18 protein-coding genes are annotated in these 16523 nt (G+C 64.5%); 9 read left to right on the top strand and 9 right to left on the bottom strand.

Going from position 1 to position 16523, the window contains the following annotated elements; all coding sequences use genetic code 11:
- Window positions 1-369: 369 nt before the first annotated feature.
- The gene (locus JQ611_RS40695) at window positions 370-1182 is read right to left on the bottom strand and encodes a hypothetical protein (RefSeq protein WP_212468763.1); all 813 of its coding nucleotides are present in this window, start codon (window positions 1180-1182) and stop codon (window positions 370-372) included.
- Window positions 1183-1316: 134 nt separating this feature from the next.
- Here JQ611_RS40695 and JQ611_RS40690 point away from each other — a divergent pair, with 134 nt between their 5' ends.
- A complete protein-coding gene (locus JQ611_RS40690; protein ID WP_212270077.1) occupies window positions 1317-1508 on the top strand; it encodes a hypothetical protein in 192 nt (63 codons plus the stop codon).
- 216 nt (window positions 1509-1724) lie between these two features.
- Window positions 1725-2111, top strand: coding sequence for a hypothetical protein (locus JQ611_RS40685; protein ID WP_212468762.1), 387 nt, complete (start codon window positions 1725-1727; stop codon window positions 2109-2111).
- 118 nt (window positions 2112-2229) lie between these two features.
- On the opposite strand, the gene uvrB is transcribed toward JQ611_RS40685, so the two are convergent.
- The 5 genes from uvrB to JQ611_RS40660 form a co-directional block, all read right to left on the bottom strand.
- Entirely contained in the window at window positions 2230-5265 is a 3036-nt protein-coding gene (uvrB, locus tag JQ611_RS40680; RefSeq protein WP_212468761.1) for an excinuclease ABC subunit UvrB, read from the bottom strand.
- Between the two features lie 181 nt (window positions 5266-5446).
- Window positions 5447-5671, bottom strand: a complete 225-nt coding sequence (locus tag JQ611_RS40675) for a hypothetical protein (protein WP_212468760.1) — start codon at window positions 5669-5671, stop codon at window positions 5447-5449.
- A 14-nt stretch (window positions 5672-5685) separates the two neighbouring features.
- Window positions 5686-5904 carry a hypothetical protein gene (locus JQ611_RS40670; RefSeq protein ID WP_212270080.1) on the bottom strand — a complete coding sequence of 73 codons (219 nt, stop codon included), beginning with the start codon at window positions 5902-5904 and terminating at the stop codon, window positions 5686-5688.
- Between the two features lie 119 nt (window positions 5905-6023).
- Complete coding sequence (locus JQ611_RS40665) at window positions 6024-7241, bottom strand: NAD(P)-binding domain-containing protein (protein WP_212468759.1); 1218 nt, start codon at window positions 7239-7241, stop codon at window positions 6024-6026.
- The gene (locus JQ611_RS40660) at window positions 7231-8136 is read right to left on the bottom strand and encodes a LysR substrate-binding domain-containing protein (RefSeq protein ID WP_212468758.1); all 906 of its coding nucleotides are present in this window, start codon (window positions 8134-8136) and stop codon (window positions 7231-7233) included. The genes JQ611_RS40665 and JQ611_RS40660 overlap by 11 nt, the downstream gene beginning before the upstream one ends.
- A gap of 88 nt (window positions 8137-8224) precedes the next feature.
- Here JQ611_RS40660 and JQ611_RS40655 point away from each other — a divergent pair, with 88 nt between their 5' ends.
- From JQ611_RS40655 to JQ611_RS40640, 4 genes are all read left to right on the top strand, one after another.
- Window positions 8225-8986 (top strand): sulfite exporter TauE/SafE family protein, encoded by a 762-nt coding sequence (locus JQ611_RS40655; protein ID WP_212468757.1) that lies wholly within the window; start codon window positions 8225-8227, stop codon window positions 8984-8986.
- A gap of 23 nt (window positions 8987-9009) precedes the next feature.
- A complete protein-coding gene (locus JQ611_RS40650; RefSeq protein ID WP_212270084.1) occupies window positions 9010-9246 on the top strand; it encodes a hypothetical protein in 237 nt (78 codons plus the stop codon).
- Between the two features lie 141 nt (window positions 9247-9387).
- Window positions 9388-10095, top strand: a complete 708-nt coding sequence (locus JQ611_RS40645) for a glutathione binding-like protein (RefSeq protein ID WP_212439690.1) — start codon at window positions 9388-9390, stop codon at window positions 10093-10095.
- Between the two features lie 181 nt (window positions 10096-10276).
- Entirely contained in the window at window positions 10277-10972 is a 696-nt protein-coding gene (locus tag JQ611_RS40640; protein ID WP_212468756.1) for a glutathione S-transferase family protein, read from the top strand.
- Window positions 10973-10993: 21 nt separating this feature from the next.
- Here the strand turns inward: JQ611_RS40640 and JQ611_RS40635 are convergent, their stop codons facing one another.
- Window positions 10994-11785, bottom strand: coding sequence for a crotonase/enoyl-CoA hydratase family protein (locus JQ611_RS40635; protein ID WP_212468755.1), 792 nt, complete (start codon window positions 11783-11785; stop codon window positions 10994-10996).
- 85 nt (window positions 11786-11870) lie between these two features.
- On the opposite strand from JQ611_RS40635, the gene JQ611_RS40630 reads away from it, so the two are divergent.
- Window positions 11871-12470, top strand: coding sequence for a TetR/AcrR family transcriptional regulator (locus JQ611_RS40630; RefSeq protein WP_212468754.1), 600 nt, complete (start codon window positions 11871-11873; stop codon window positions 12468-12470).
- A 135-nt stretch (window positions 12471-12605) separates the two neighbouring features.
- On the opposite strand, the gene JQ611_RS40625 is transcribed toward JQ611_RS40630, so the two are convergent.
- Together JQ611_RS40625 and JQ611_RS42285 are read right to left on the bottom strand one after the other, a co-directional pair.
- The gene (locus JQ611_RS40625) at window positions 12606-13322 is read right to left on the bottom strand and encodes an HAD family phosphatase (protein ID WP_212468765.1); all 717 of its coding nucleotides are present in this window, start codon (window positions 13320-13322) and stop codon (window positions 12606-12608) included.
- Window positions 13319-13522 (bottom strand): cysteine-rich CWC family protein, encoded by a 204-nt coding sequence (locus tag JQ611_RS42285; RefSeq protein WP_249133849.1) that lies wholly within the window; start codon window positions 13520-13522, stop codon window positions 13319-13321. The genes JQ611_RS40625 and JQ611_RS42285 overlap by 4 nt, the downstream gene beginning before the upstream one ends.
- A gap of 100 nt (window positions 13523-13622) precedes the next feature.
- Here JQ611_RS42285 and JQ611_RS40620 point away from each other — a divergent pair, with 100 nt between their 5' ends.
- Window positions 13623-15194 (top strand): DUF1800 family protein, encoded by a 1572-nt coding sequence (locus tag JQ611_RS40620; RefSeq protein ID WP_212270089.1) that lies wholly within the window; start codon window positions 13623-13625, stop codon window positions 15192-15194.
- 5 nt (window positions 15195-15199) lie between these two features.
- Complete coding sequence (locus tag JQ611_RS40615) at window positions 15200-16429, top strand: DUF1501 domain-containing protein (RefSeq protein WP_409411339.1); 1230 nt, start codon at window positions 15200-15202, stop codon at window positions 16427-16429.
- Window positions 16430-16523: the final 94 nt, after the last annotated feature.

Here is a 16523-nt window from a genome sequence, read left to right as displayed (position 1 = left end):
CGCTTCAGCCGCGACCGTCAATCGCAACCTCAGCGTCCACCGCAACCCGCCCCTCGTCGTGACGACGGCCGACGCCCCTCTGAGTGGGACGGGATGGATGAGAATGTGCCGGTGATTTGGGTCCATGGGAAGCAGAATATTTTTGATTTTCGGAAATTTTGGACTTGACATGATTTCCGTAAATCAGAAGTGATTTGCCCGTCGTGCCGTTTTGCCGCGGTTGTCGTCCCGGCCTTGAGCCGGGACCCATACCGCGTGATCTCCCTATGAAGCTCGATAGCAGAGACCATTCGCAAAACTTCTCCCTGTGGTTATGGGTCCCGGCTCAAGGCCGGGACGACAAACTCGGACGACAAGACTCACAACGCCTCACCCCTGCGGCGTCACCTTGCGCGTGACGAGATCGATGATCAATTTGCCGCGCTTCTCGTAGCCTTCGGGCACATAGGCCTCGCCGCGCGAGAGCTTGCCAAAAATTGCCTTCGGTTTGGGAAAGCCCTTCCGGCAGGCTTTCCTGATCGTGTTCGCGTCGGCATGGCTCACCGTCACGGTCACCGTCTGCGGCCGCGGCCCGGCCTTGATGTCGGAGATCTCGAAATATTTCGAACGTTCCTTGCAGGTGACGACGTTGGCGCCATAGGCGCGGATGGAATCCACCGCGGTCACGAGGAAGTCCGGCGAAATGCTGACGTTCCTGCTGTAGTCCTGGGTGAACACGAACTCGGCGACGCCGGTTTCCAGATTGCCCTGGCCGATATGGCCGGTGATGCACATCAGCCAATCCTGCCCGGCGCTTTTCGGCAGGGTGACACAGTTGTTGACCTGCGAGCCCGGCTGAAAACTCCTGAAGATGGTCTTGCCGCCGCTCTGCTCGAACACGACGGCGCCGCCATTATCGGTCGCGTGCGGCTCGCATCCGCTCTCGTAATTGACCACCAGCAGGGGATTGCCCGCGGCGATGAACCTTCCGCTATGGCGATCGCTGGTCAGCTTGACGTCGCATTCGCGGTTTCCCGCGTCCGGATAATTCCTGGCCCGCGTGCAGGTCGATTCCTTGATGTCGGCGGCGTCGCAAAACGTCGACAGCAGCGCACGGTCGGCATCGTCAGCGCGAGCTGGGCTGGCGAACAGGCAGGCGCCGGCAAGGGCCAGCGCGACGACGGCAGGAAACTGTTTCGGCATCGGGCGGATCATGCTTTCGGTCGGCGGGAACAATTAGCTCATGTTGGCTTGGTCGGTGCAAGGCGGGGCCGCGTTCACGCCGGGAACGAGTACGGCCTGTCCCGCGTTTCTCCTGCCATACAATGGAGAATCTGATGACCAAACCGCTTGAAAAAACCATTACGCCCGTTCCCGAGGAGAACAGGAGTCACAAGGGCCCCGGCAGCACGCCGACTGTGCCCGTCGATACCACCAAGGGCCATCGCGACGACGAGAAGAACAACATCCGCGAGCAGGGCGACCACGGGAATATGACGCAGAACACGAGTAATCGACGGTCGGGGTGACTGTCATTCCGGGGCGCGAAGCGAACCTCAGATGCGCAATTGCGCATCGGGGAATCTCGAGATTCTCAGATGTGCAATTGCACATCATAGTTCGTCGCTTTCGCGACGCCCCGGAATGACGAGCGAATGCGTGACGCGCATCACGTCACACCCCTGCGCGACCACCTATCCTGGCGGCATCAACGTCCCCATCGGGGACCACAGGAAGCCGTCGCCATGAACGCCATCACCGCCCCGAAATCTAGCTCGCGGAACCGTCTCGAAGGTTTCGTGCTGACCGCGCTGTTCCAGGGCTTCCCCACCTTCGCCGCCGCCGCGCTGATGCTCAAGCTCGTCGGCAGCCACGAAATCGTCAGCCAGCGCTACGGCGCCGCCATCTTCGTCGTGCTGGCCGCGCTGTTTTACGCGCTGTTGACGCCGTGGCTCGCACGCAAATTCCCGAAGCGGTTCGGGCAGGGCTTCGAACCGCTGTTCTTCGACGCCAGCCTGTCCTTTATCGAAAAGATCGCGCGCTGGCGGACCCAGCCGGTGACCTCGCTGCAACTGGTAACCAACGTGATGCTGCTGTCGCTGCTGGCGGTGGGGATCGCGAGCGTGGGGTAGGGCTCGTCATTCCGGGGCGATGCGAAGCATCGAACCCGGAATCCATTACCACCATTGTGAGTATGGATTCCGGACAGCCGCTTCGCGGCTTCCGGAATGACGACTCAATGATTGATCGCTACCGCTTCTTCCATCCGCCCCGATGCCCCGGCGCACCGCCGCTGGAGCGCGGCGCCGGTCCGAACTCGGGTCCGGACTGGCGCGAGTCGGTGGGCTGGAAGATTTTGGTGCTGCCGCCGATGTCGGGTTTGCGCGGCTTGGCGCCGCTGGGGCGGTAGGGCAGGGATTCCGGGCCGTGCATTTCGTCGAGGTGGGGTTTGTGGACTTTGGAGGTGGAGCCACTGGCTCCACCCGCGGGCTGCCCCTCACCCCGACCCTCTCCCCGTGAAGAACGGGGAGAGGGGGAAGGGGCAGCGCCGCGCATTCCGCCGCGGCCCTTCTTCATCGAACTCGCAGGCAGGTTCGCGGAGTCGCCGTATTTCTTCGTGCCCGCGTACGCACCGGCTTTCGCGGCCACGCCGCGCTGCTTGATGGTGGGATCGTCCACCACCGCGAGTTCCGTGGCGCGGAGGCGTTTGACTTCGTCGCGGAGGCGGGCGGCTTCCTCGAAGTTCAGGTCGGCGGCGGCTTCGCGCATTCTTGTTTCGAGGTCGTTGAGCACGGTCTCGAAATTGTGGCCGATGCTGATGACGTCGTCGGCCATGCCGCCGTCGCCGATTTCCACCAGCACATGGTCGCGCTCGTAGACGCTGTTCATGATGTCGCCGATGGATTTCTTGATGCTTTCGGGCGTGATGCCGTGGGCGGTGTTGTATTCGACCTGCTTCTCGCGGCGGCGGTCGGTCTCGGCGATGGCGCGCTCCATCGAGCCGGTCATCTGGTCGGCGTAGAGGATCACCTTGCCGTCGACGTTGCGCGCCGCGCGGCCGATGGTCTGGATCAGCGAGGTCTCGCTGCGCAAAAAGCCTTCCTTGTCGGCGTCGAGGATCGCGACCAGCGCGCATTCGGGAATGTCGAGGCCCTCGCGCAGCAGGTTGATGCCGACCAGCGCGTCGAACGCGCCGAGACGGAGATCCCTGATGATCTCGATGCGCTCAATCGTGTCGATATCAGAGTGCATGTAGCGCACGCGAATACCCTGCTCATGCAGATATTCGGTGAGGTCTTCCGCCATGCGCTTTGTCAGCACCGTGATCAGCGAGCGATAACCGGCCTGCGCGGTGGCGCGGACTTCGCCGACGAGATCGTCGACCTGGGTGCGCGCCGGGCGGATGTTGACCGGCGGATCGATCAGGCCGGTGGGGCGGATCACCTGTTCGACGAACACGCCGCCGCTCTCGTTCAGCTCCCAGCCTGATGGCGTCGCCGACACCGCGACCGATTGCGGGCGCATCATGTCCCACTCCTCGAAGCGAAGCGGGCGGTTGTCCATGCAGGAGGGCAGCCTGAAACCGTATTCGGCCAGCGTCGCCTTGCGCCGAAAATCGCCTTTGAACATGGCGCCGATCTGCGGCACCGTGACATGGCTTTCGTCGGCGAAGACCAGCGCGTTGTCGGGGACATATTCGAACAGCGTCGGCGGCGGCTCGCCGGGGCGGCGGCCGGTGAGGTAGCGCGAATAGTTCTCGATGCCGGCGCAGCTTCCCGTCGCTTCCATCATTTCGAGATCGAACGTAGTGCGCTGCTCCAGCCGCTGTGCTTCCAACAGCCGGCCCTGGTCGTGGAGCTGGTCCAGCCGCAGCTTCAATTCCGATTTGATCGACTTGATCGCCTGCACCAGCGTCGGCCGCGGCGTCACATGGTGCGAATTGGCGTAGATCTTGATGAATTCGAGATCGTCCTGCTTGTGGCCGGTGAGCGGATCGAATTCCTCGATATTTTCGACGGTGTCGCCAAACAGGTTCACGCGCCAGGCGCGGTCTTCATAGTGCGCCGGAAAAATGTCGATGACGTCGCCGCGCACACGGAAGGTGCCGCGGGTAAAATCGGCCTGGGTGCGCTTGTATTGCAGCGCGACGAGGTCGGCGATCAATTGCCGCTGGTCGATGCGCTCGTTCTTCTTCAGCGCAAACGTCATCGCGGTATAGGTCTCGACCGAGCCGATACCGTAGATGCACGACACGGACGCCACGATGATGACGTCGTCGCGCTCCAAGAGCGCGCGCGTCGCCGAGTGGCGCATGCGGTCGATCTGCTCGTTGATCGAGGAGTCCTTTTCTATGTAGGTGTCGGTGCGCGGCACATAGGCTTCGGGCTGGTAGTAGTCGTAATAGCTGACGAAGTATTCCACCGCGTTGTCGGGGAAGAAGCTCTTGAACTCGCCATAGAGCTGCGCCGCCAGCGTCTTGTTCGGCGCCAGGATGATGGCGGGGCGCTGCGTCGCCTCGATCACCTTGGCCATGGTGTAGGTCTTGCCGGAACCGGTGACGCCAAGCAGCACCTGGGTGCGGTCGCTGCGGCTGATGCCCTCGACCAATTCCTTGATCGCGGTCGGCTGGTCGCCCTTCGGCTCATACTCGGACTTGATCTCGAAGCGCACGCCGCCTTCGGATTTTTCCGGACGGGGCGGGCGGTGCGGCGTCCAGACCTTCACGCCGCCGCCCTCGCCCTTGAATTCCGGGCGGCCCTCGCGGATCAGATCTTCCAGCGCATCGGCCGTGGCCTGCACGCCGAGCGCCTCCATCTTGTTGCGCGGCGGCCGCGCCAGCGCAGCGGCGTCCTCCTCCTCGGTGGTGAAGCCGAATTGCTTGGCGAGTTCCGGATCGAGCGTCGGGATCGTGGCGGAGGTGCCGTAATTGGCTTGCGGGGCTTCGTCGAGGCCGTCCGGGCTTCGTGCGCCCGGCGGCTGCGGATTCGGGCGCAGCGGTTGCGGATAGGGATCGGCGGAACTCGGCGGAAAATTCTTCGGCGTCGACGATCGCGCGCGATGCACGGCGGCTTCGCCACCGGAACGGCGGTCTTTCGAATTATCCGGCGGCGGCTGCAGGCCGGTGCCCGAGCCCATGCCGGCATCGCCGCGGTTGATCGCGGGATTGAGCAGTTCCGCCAAAGCGGGACCGATCGGCTGAACTTCCGGCCGAGAAGCCTTAGAACTCGGGGCTTTGGATTTCGGGGTTTTGCCGGATTTTTTGGGGGAGTCGGGTTTCTTCGCCATGGGGCGAATATGGGGCCAATCGGCGCGCGAAAAAAGGGCAAAGCCGGCGCTGATTCACCTCGTCATGCCCGGCCTTGTGCCGGGCATCCACGTCTTGGCTGCATGTGTCAAAAAGACGTGGATGGCCGGGACAAGCCCGGCCATGACGGTGTTGACTTTCCAATGTCAGCAGATGTCAGCGTCAGGCGAAGACGTCGCTGGACTCCTGAACCGACGCGGCAGGCGAATCGGCCTTGACGATGTCGAGATGGATGCCGCCGCACTTCGTGCAGCGCATGGTCCAGTATTCGGCGCCGGCTTTGCCGGGGATGATGCGCAGCACGGCGAGGGAGGCGCTGCATTGCGGGCAGTTCGACATCACCTGCCTGGATGACTGCGCCGGCGGATTTGGTTCGGGGGACTGCATCGCAGCCGCCTGTTTCAGAGCGACGCCGCCGTGTAGCGTTGCCGGTTGTGGTCGATATGGGCTTTCGCATCCGCGATCGCCGCTTCCGGATCGGACCATGCAAAGCCGACTTCGAGCGTCGGAAACGACAAGCCATCGATGACGACCGGCGCGAGATCGGCTCGTTGTATCCTGGCGTGCCATTGCCCGCTCCCCGCTTCGAACGACTGAATTTCAAAGCCGCCGTAAATCATGGCTGAACTCCCGGGATCACGATCGCCCCCGCGATCATCCGGGCCTGATCAGACCATGGTTTTTCGACGGCCGGTGTGAACCGGTTCACATCTCGCGGATTTTTGCGGAAGCGGGAACTTCAGCGGCGGGCGGCAATGTGATCGGCGAGCACGGCGGCATCGTCGCCGACGCCCGACAAAAAGGCGGAATACAGCTTCGACAGATAGGGCAGGCCGAGGAAGTAGAGCCCCGGCACCTCTGACACGCCACCCCGATGGACCGGTTCCCCGCTGCCATCCCTGACCGGAAGGTCGATCCAGCTGAAATCGACGCCGTAGCCGGTGGCCCAGACCACCGCTTGGATCTCTTCCTTGCCGAGGTCGAGGCGCCGGATCGGCTCGGTGACGCAGGGCGGATCGGCCAGCACGGTACGGGCGGCGGGGTCCGCGGGCAGATCGAGGCCGTGCTGTTCGACGTGGGCGTCCAGCATGTCGAGGAAGCCGGAATAATAGAGATCCCCGTTGGCGAGATTTTCGGCGAGACCAGGGGCGATATCGAGCACGCCGTCGCGCGCCGCCTGCACCCGACCCAGCAGCGTGATGCCGTCGGCGGTGAATCGACGGAAGTCGATGGTGTAGCCGCCATAGGCGCCCGTGATCGAGGGGTTGACCCGGATCGGCCCGCGCTGCTCCGCCGTCATGTCGAACAGGCGAAGGGCGCCGAACCACCAGGTCAGGTCCTGCCCGCGGTAACGGCGCGGCATCCTGGTGTGCTGGCCGACCGAAAGAAAAACGCGGCGGCCGGCGCGATGCAGTTCGTCGGCGATCTGCGCGCCGGACGCGCCTGCGCCAACCACCAGCACGGCGCCCGGTGGCAGCTGGCCCGGATTACGGTAGCTGCTGGCATGGACCTGAAACACCGGATGATCGCGCAGCAGATCCGGCATCAGCGGCTGCTGATAGGGCCCGGTCGCGACGACGACGTTGTTGGCCTCGATGGTGCCATCCGTGCTCTCGGCGATAAAGCCGGCGTCGCCGCCTTTCAAATGCGTCACCTCGACGCCGCAGCGGATTGGCGGCGCGATGAATTCCGCAAAGGCGTCGATGAACTCCACGATCTCGCCTGATGTGGCGAAGGCGTCCGGATCGCTGTGCGGAAAGGCAAAATCCGGCAGTTGCACCGACCAGTTCGGAAACTGGAATTTCAGCCCGTCCCAGCGTTCGCTGCGCCAGCGCTCGGCGATGCGCGCCCGCTCCAGCACCAGATGCGGGATGCCGCGCTGCTTGAGCCGGTAGCTCATGACAAGCCCGGCCTGGCCGCCGCCGATCACAAGCGTGTCGATGCGTTCAATTGGCATGGCGCGGGCCTTTGCGGCGGGCGGCGGGTTCGGCGGCCGCGCGGATAATCCAGCGCCGGAACGCGACGAAGTCGCGCTGGCCCGTGCGGAATTCGCGATAGACCAGGTACCAGCGCATGCCCTTGGGCACGCTCAGCGCAAACGGCGCCACCAGCCGTCCGGCGGCGAGGTCGTCGTCGATATAGGGGCGGATGCCCATCGCGATGCCGAGGCCGTCGACCGCGGCCTGCAGCGCCTGGCCGTAGAATTGAAACTCCGGTCCGCGCGCGCTGACGCGGGCGACGCTTGCCGCCTTCAGCCATGACGGCCAGTCGTCGGGCGAATGCGCGACGCGCAGCAGCGTGGGCCCCTTCAGATCGCCGGGCCGCTTGAGCGAGCTGGCAAGGCGGGGCGCGCAGACCGGCAACAGGTCGGCCGCGAACAGTGGCTCGGCGATCAGCCCCGGCCATTCGCCGTCGCCGAGCTGGATGCCGCAGCTCCAGTCCTCGCCGAACGGGGCGGCGGCGCCGCCGGTGGTGATGCGCACGTCGATGTTGGGCTCCTGCTTGTGAAAATCCGCCAGGCGGGGGATCAGCCAGCGCATCGCAAAGGTCGGCCCGACGCCGATGGTCAGCACGCGGACGGTGGAGGGCGCGGTGACCTGCGCGGTCAGGCTCGCCAGCGCGTCGAAGATCGGCGTCAGCCCGCTCTGATAGGCGCGCCCGGCGGCCGTCGTCACCAGGCGGTTGGCCTTGCGCTCGAACAGCGCCACCCCGAGCCGGTCTTCCAAAAGATGCACCATCCGGCTGACTGCCGCCGCCGAGACGTTGAGTTCGCTACCTGCCGCCGCAAAGCTGCCGCTGCGCGCCGCGGCCTCGAACGCCTTGATGCCGTTGAGGAAGAGCAGCCGTCGCATATAACCCTCAGGAAAACTGATGCCAGGGCAAGATAACTCAGTTTGCACGCGCCGTCCAAGCGCGGCAAAACAGTAACCGGAGATTTCGATGACGCCGCTTTTGATCGCAGCACTTGGCTTGTTGATGGTCGCGACAGCTTTCCTGTCGGGCCTGTTCGGCATGGCCGGCGGCATGATCCTGATCGGCGTGCTACTGGCCCTGATGCCGCTGCCGACGGCGATGGTGCTGCATGCGATCACGCAAATGGCGTCCAATGGCTGGCGTGCCTTCCTGTGGCGCGCGCATATCCGCTGGCGGCCGGTGTTCGTGTATCTGATCGGCTGCGCGCTGGCGCTCGGGCTCTGGTCGCTCACCCGCTGTGTGCCGGACAAGCCGATCGCGCTGCTGCTGCTCGGGGTCACGCCGTTCATGGCGCGGCTGATGCCGGCGAATCTGAAGCCGGATCCGGACAGCATCTGGCAGGGCAGTTTCTACGGCTTTATCTGCATGGGCCTGATGCTGATGACCGGCGTGTCCGGCCCGTTGATGGATACGTTCTTCCTCGGCGGCAAGTTCGACCGCCGCGAGATCGTCGCGACCAAGGCGACCTGCCAGGTCGCGAGCCATCTCGTCAAGCTGGTCTATTTCGGCGGCATCATCGATCAGGCGGCGTCGCTCGATCCGGTGCTGGCGCTGGTTGCGATCGCGGCCTCGATGCTCGGCACCACGCTGGCGCGGCGCATCCTGGAAGCGATGAGCGACGCGCAGTTCCGCACCTGGGCCGGACGGCTGATCACGACGGTCGCCAGCTACTACATCCTCTATGGCGGCTGGCTCTTGGTCACGCGCTCGAGCGCGATGGCTTTCTAGTCGAGATTTTGAAGGAGGGCCCGATGACAGAGACGACAGACGCACTGGTGCTCGATCTCGTCGAATGGGTGGCGCGCGAGCCGCGGCTTTATGCCGAAGTGATCGAGACCTGGCGCACCTCATGCCCGCGGCTGACGATCTGGGAGGACGCGGTGGATCGCGGCTATGTCGCGCGCCAGCCGGTCGAAGGCCTCGGCGTGCGCGTCGCGATTACCGAAGGCGGCAAGAATTTGCTGCGGGAACACGGCCGGGCGAACTGATCGTTTCGCGCGCGTGCGGGAAGTCATCACATTCGCGCGCTCGGGACCAATTCCATTGACTTCACGGCGCGACCCGACCACATTCATGCATCCGCATCCTTTTTGCGATGCGTGCAATTTCCTTAACGCGGGACCGTGCCCATGATCGACCTTCATTACTGGACCACGCCGAACGGCCACAAGATCACGATGTTCCTCGAAGAGACCGGGCTGAAGTACAAGATCTTCCCGGTGCAGATCGGCAAGGGCGAACAGTTCAAGCCGGAGTTTCTGGCGATCGCGCCGAACAACCGGATTCCCGCGATGGTCGATCATGAGCCGAAGGGTGGCGGCAAACCGATCTCGGTGTTCGAGTCCGGCGCGATGCTGCTGTATCTCGCCGAGAAGACCGGAAAGTTCCTGCCATCAGATCTCTATGGTCGCTACGACGCGATCCAGTGGACGTTCTGGCAGATGGGCGGGCTCGGGCCGATGGCCGGGCAGAACCACCATTTCCGCAACTACGCCCAGGAAAAAATCAAATACGCCATCGACCGCTATGTGAATGAAACGAACCGGCTCTACGGCGTGCTGAACAAGCGTCTCGCCGACCGCGAATTCATCGCCGGTGATTACTCGATCGCCGACATGGCGAGCTATCCCTGGATCGTGCCCTACAAGAACCAGGAACAGAACATCGACGACTTCCCGCATCTGAAGCGCTGGCTGGAAACCATCCGCGCGCGGCCCGCGACCGAGCGCGCCTACGCGTTGGCCAAAGAGGTCAATCCGAATTTCGGCCAGCCGGTCAACCGCACCGAGGAAGAGCGCCGGGTGTTGTTCGGCCAGACCGCGGCGGTGGTAAGGTAGGCTCCGCTGTCATCATCCGCGAAGGCGGATGATCCAGTAATCACCGGCGGCAGCGGTTCACACGACCGCCGCAGCGTACTGGATGCCCCGCCTGCGCGGGGCATGACAACAAGAGCGAGCGTCTTGCGCTCCTCGCAATGACGGATAGTCTGACGGCTGACATCGCACAGGTTCAGCCCGCATGACTCTCAAACTCTTCGAACTCGTCGGCGCCGACGCCGCGCGCCCGTTCAGTCCGTACTGCTGGCGGACGCGGATGGCGCTGGCGCATAAGGGACTTTCCGCGGAAACCATTCCGTGGTGTTTTACGGAAAAAGACGCGATCGCGCCGCACGGATCCGAAAGGGTGCCCGTGCTGCTCGACGGCGAAACGTCTGTCGTCGATTCCTGGACGATCGCGAACTATCTCGAAGACAAATATCCGGACCGGCCTTCGCTGTTCGGCGGCGAGGGCGGCCGCGCGATGGCCCGCATGCTGAACTGGTGGGGCGATGTCACCGTGATCGGCGGCTTGTCTCCGATGATCGTCGCCGACATCCCCTTGAACCTGAAGCCGCTGGACGCCGCCTATTTCCGCAAGTCACGGGAAGTGCGCTTCGGCAAGCCGCTGGAAGAGGTGGTGGCGAACCGCGACGAGACAGTCGAGGGCTTTCGCAAATCGCTCGATCCATTGCGGCTGACCTTGAAGACGCAATCCTATCTCGGCGGCGGGCAGCCGAACTATGCGGACTACATCGTGTTCGGCGGGTTTCAGTGGGCGCGCGTGGTCAGCCCGTTCAAGCTGCTTAAAGAAGACGATCCGGTCTATGCTTGGCGCGAGCGGCTGCTCGACGCTTTCGACGGCATGGCGCGCAAATCGCCGGGGTTTGCGGTGTAGGTACGCCGTCGAATTCATCTGTCAGTGCCCGCCATAGTTCGGCGGCCGCCGCCCGATCCACGCGGCCAGGCCTTCGCGGAGGTCGCTTGTCGGCACCATGGCGGCGAACTGCTCGCTCTCGACTTGCAGCCCTTCGCCGATGGCCATGTTCAATCCGCGGGTGACTGATGTGATGATGCTGCCGACCGCAAGCGGCGAGTGACGCATGATCCGGTCAGCCAGTTCGCGCGCCGCCGGCAGCAATTCATCATGCGGCACGACTGAATTGACGAGCCCGATCTCCAGCGCCCGTGCGGGCGAAAAGGCATCGCCGGTCAACAACAGCTCCAATGCGCGCTTGCGCCCGGCGAGCCGCGGCAGCCGCTGGGTTCCGCCAAAGGTCGGCGGCATGCCGAGATTGATTTCCGGTTTTGCAAATTGCGCCCGGTCGCTGGCGATGGCCAGATGCACCGCCTCGGTGATCTCGCAGCCGCCGCCGAATGCCAGGCCATTGACCGCGGCGATCACGGGTTTTCGGAATGCTTCAAAGCGCGCGGTCATCGCCTGTCCGCGCCGGACGAAGTCGCGTATCGCCGCATTCGGGCCCTGCCGAACGGTTCCTGAAAATTCCCTGATGTCGGCGCCTGCCGAGAACGCCCGCTCGCCGGCGCCGGTGAGGATCACGGCGCCAATGCCGGCGTCGGTCTCGATACGATCGAGCACGGCCATCAAACGATCGATCAGATCGTAATTCAGCGCGTTGAGCTGGTCGGGCCGGTTAAGCGTGATCAGCGCAATCCCGTTTTTGATATCGAGCAGCACGGCGTCGGACATGATGGTCTCCGCAAATGTCGGTGTCGGTGGCACCTTAGGCGCGGCATCAGATTGTGTATATTCACTGGTCGGTATACATGGAGACATGACGAAATCAGAAACCCCCACCCGCGAGCGGATCGTTTCAGCCGCAAACGCGCTGTTCTACGCTGACGGTATTCGCGGCGTGAGCGTCGACGCCGTGGCGGCAAGGGCCGGCGTCACCAAGCGGACGCTGTACTATCATTTCAAGAGCAAGGATGACCTCGTGGCGGCCTATCTTGCCGGCCGCGACCAGCCCAATCTCGCGCTGTTCAAGCAATGGTTCGCGGAGGCCGACGGCGGATTGCCGGTAAAAATCGAACGGATTTTTCGCAATCTCGCCCGCTCGGCCCGGCATCCCAAATGGAAGGGGTGCGGCTTCCTGCGCACCTCGGCGGAGCTGGCCAACATGCCCGGCCATCCCGCGATGAAGATCGGCGCCGCCCACAAGAAGAAGTTCGAGCACTGGCTGCGCGCCACGTTCGAGGCCGCCGGGATCGCCGAAGCATCGCAGCTCGCCCGGCAGATATTGCTGTTGCTGGACGGATCGTTCGCCGTCGTCCTGCTGCACCGCGATCCCAGCTATATGGAGACCGCAGGTCAAGCCGCGCATGCGCTGACCAAGGCGGCACTGCCGGTGGGAAAGAAGGCGCGGTCGCGGTAGTCGCCAGTGGCCCGGACCTCTCACCGAGTCGTCCCGGCCTAGTGCGCAATTGCGCACGGGGGCCGGGACCCATACCGCGTGATCTACCGATCGACGCACTGTGGCCGACACCTTCCGCAAAACAAGCGTTGGTGGCTATGGGTCCCGGCCTTCGCCGGGACGACGCAAGAATTTCGAATGTAACCCACCGCGCGTTCGCAGCACTTCAAGCACTTCTCCAAGATCATCCACCACCGCCGCACATCGCGCGCGCGACTCGTCCGTCGGCGGCACCATATCCGGCACCATGATCGTGATCGCGCCGGCTGCATGCGCTGACGTCACGCCATGATTGGAATCCTCGACGGCCACGCAGAACTCCGGGTTCAGGCCGAGCCTGGACGCCGCCAGCAGATACAGATCAGGGCTCGGCTTGCCGCGCGTGACGTCGTCGCGGGTCAGGACATGGTCGAAACGGCTTCGGATTCCGGCCAGCGTCAAATGCGCATCCGCCGTGTGCCGCGACGACGAGGTCACGATCGCCATCGGGCATTCGCTTCCCTGCAACGCATCGAGCAATTCGACGGCGCCGCGCTTCAGCGGCAGGCCGGCGCTAAGAATCTCGTCGCGCCGTGCGATGAAGGCCTCGTTGATCGCGGGCAGCGGAAAGTCCTCGCCATAGCGCGCATGGAGCATGGCCTCGCAGTCCGGACCGGGCAGGCCGACCATCGCATGGCACAGCGTCTCGACATCGTCGGTATAACCGAACGCGCCGAGCGCCGAGACCAGGCTGTCGAAGTAAACCCGCTCGGTGTCGAGCAGCGTTCCATCCATGTCGAGCAGAACGGCCCGGACGTCCCATTCGCCGGTCACGTCGCGGCCGCGCTCGAGGCGCTCGCCGCCGCCTTGCGCAGGCAAGCCGGGCACAGGCAATCGCTGCCGTCCAGCGGCATCGGCATCCGGAACGTTTCCTCGCTGCACCAGCACGGCCCGGACAGGCTGCAGGAGAACTCGGTGCCGCAGCCGGCGCAGGCGAGGCGCCGCGAGGGAGGATTGTCTGACCGATTTGGCATGAAACGGGGCGTTTTCTAACCGGGTTTTAATTCGGGGTTCATCCCGAAAGGCGTTATGATCGCGCAAATCATATACCGGGGACGTGCTGAGGGAAATCCGATGGCCCGCGATTCGCAAGCCGCATTGGTGGCGCTCAATCGCTTCGGATTCGGCGCGCGCGGCGGCGCATCCGGCGATTTCGTCAACGCGGCTTCTGATCCCCGTGGCTTCGTCAAGGCGGAGATGAGCCGGCCCAATGGGGTGCTGCTCGAAGTGCCCGGCCTGTCGTCGACCTCGGCGCTCGGCAAGGCGGTGTTCGACTATCAGTTCGAGATCCAGCAGGCGCGCGACGCGGCTTCTAAATCCGCGCCGTCAGCCGCGACCGAAGGGCCGCAACCGCCTGTCGATGCGAAAGGGCAACGGCGAAACCTGTCGCTCAACAGCATTGCCATGGACATGGCGCCGAGGGAGCTGCCGGCGAAGCCGCAGGAAAACGCCGCCGCGCCGAACGCGTCGCCCGCGGCAATGTCTCCCGAGACGACGCAGCCAAATGCGCCGAGACCGCCGCCGCAACCGCTCAACATCATCCAGAAGACGTTTCGGGCCGAAGCGCTGGCGCGGCTGCAGCGGGCCATCATCGCCGATTGCGGGTTCACCGAGCGGCTTGTCGTGTTCTGGTCCAATCATTTTTGCATCTCCGCCAACAAGGGCGGGGTGGCGCGGATGTGGGCGGGCTCGTTTGAGCGCGAAGCGATCCGGCCCTACGTGCTCGGGCGCTTCGGCGACATGCTGAAGGCGGTCGAACAGCATCCGGCGATGCTGTTCTTTCTCGACAACCAGCAATCGCTGGGTCCGGATTCGCGCGCCGGGAAAAACCGCAACCGCGGCCTGAACGAAAATCTCGCGCGCGAAATCCTGGAGCTGCATACGCTCGGCGTCGGCGGCGGCTATTCGCAGGACGACGTGACGTCGCTGGCGCGCATCATCACGGGGTGGACCTATGCCGGACGGCAGGGCCAGCTCGGCGCGCCCGGCACCTTCGTCTTCAACGCCAATGCGCACCAGCCGGGCGCGCAGCGCGTGATGGGCAAGAGCTACGAGTCCAATGGCGTGGCGCAGGGCGAGGCGGTGCTGGCGGATATCGCGCGGCATCCCTCGACCGCAAAGTTCATCGCCACCAAATTCGTCCGCCATTTCGTCGCCGACGATCCGCCGTCGGCGCTGGTGGCGCGGCTGGCCGATGTATTCGGCAAGACCGACGGCGATCTCAAGGCGCTGGCGACGGCGCTGGTTGATTCCGACGAAGCCTGGAAGGCGCCGCTGACCAAAGTGCGCTCGCCGTATGAATTCCTGGTCGCGAGCGGCCGCTTGCTGGCGCAAATCCCCGGCGATCCCGGCCGCTATCTCAACGGTCTCAACGTGCTGGGTCAGCCATTATGGGCGCCCGCCGGCCCGAACGGGTTTCCCGACAGCAACGCAGCATGGGCGGCGCCGGAGGGAATGAAACTGCGTCTCGACATCTCCGCGCAGATCGCCTCGCGCCTCGCCGACACCATCGATCCGCGCGACCTGCTTGAACTGGTGGCCGCGGATGCAGCGTCGATGGAAACAAGGCGCACCGTCGAGCGCGCGGAATCGCGGCAGCAGGCGCTGGCGCTATTGCTGATGTCGCCGGAATTCCAGAGGAGATGACGCCAATGGAAACGAGCATGGACTGCTGCGAAAGCCCGACATTCCCCTCGCGCCGTGCCGTGCTGCTCGGTGGCGCTTCCTTTGCGGCCTGGGCTTATTTGCCGAAATTCGCGCGTGCTGCCGATGGTCGCGATCCACGTCTGGTCGTCGTCATCCTGCGCGGTGCGCTGGATGGCCTTGCGACCGTCGCCCCCATCGGCGACCCCGATTATGCCGGCCTGCATGGCTCGATCGCGCTGAATTCGAGCGGACCCAACGCCGCGCTGATGCTGGATTCGTTCTTCGCGCTGCATCCGGCGATGCCTGAATTCGCGCGGATGTACCGCCAGAAGCAGGCCGCGGTGATTCATGCGGTCGCTACCTCCTATCGCGAGCGCTCGCATTTCGACGGGCAGGATGTGCTCGAAAGCGGCTTTGCCGGTCCGGGCCGGGTGCAATCGGGCTGGCTCAACCGCGCGCTGGAATCATTGCCGAAGGGCGAACGCGTGATGAGCGCGCTCGGCGTCGGCCCAACCACGCCGCTGGTGCTGCGCGGTGCTGCGCCGACCGTCGGCTGGACCCCGGTGGCGCTGCCGCAGGCCGCCGAGGACACCGCAATGCGCCTGATCGAACTCTATCGCCACCGCGATCCGGCGCTGGCGGCGGCGCTGACGCAAGGGCTCGCGCTCGACAAGGCCGCGCAAGGCGACGACATGAAGCCGAAGCCGGGCACCAATGGCGCAGGTGCGATGCGGCTGGTGGCGCGCGGCGCCGCCAAGCTGATGGCGGCCGATGACGGCCCGCGGATCGGCGCGCTCGCCTTCGACGGCTGGGATACCCACGCCAATGAAGGCGGACCGGTCGGACGTCTGGCGCAGTTGCTGTCGGGCCTCGACGGCGCGCTCGCGGAATTCGAAAGTGGCTTAGGGGCACGCTGGCGCGACACCGTCGTGGTGGTCGTCACAGAATTTGGCCGCACCGCGCGCATCAACGGCACCGCAGGCACCGACCATGGCACCGGCACCGTGGCGCTGCTCGCCGGCGGCGCGGTGAAGGGCGGCCGGGTGATCTCGGACTGGCCCGGCCTGAAGGTAGCCAATCTCTACCAGGCCCGCGACCTCGCCCCGACCACGGACCTCCGCGCCATCATGAAAGGCGTGCTGCAGGATCAGTTCGGCCTGGCCGAGCGTGTGCTGGCGGAAACGGTGTTTCCGGACAGCGCGTCAGTGAAGCCGATGAACGGATTGGTGGGGTAGGGCGGCCCCACTGACAGTGTCGTCCCGGCCTTGAGCCGGGATCTACCGTGTTAGCTGTCAAGAGGCGTTAGCGCCTTTCCAAGGCTGTCCGGAC

Source organism: Bradyrhizobium sp. AUGA SZCCT0182 (assembly GCF_018130185.1).
Lineage (GTDB): Bacteria > Pseudomonadota > Alphaproteobacteria > Rhizobiales > Xanthobacteraceae > Bradyrhizobium.
The sequence above is the reverse complement of the archived record's forward strand: the minus strand, read 5'-3'. Positions and strand labels throughout refer to the sequence as shown.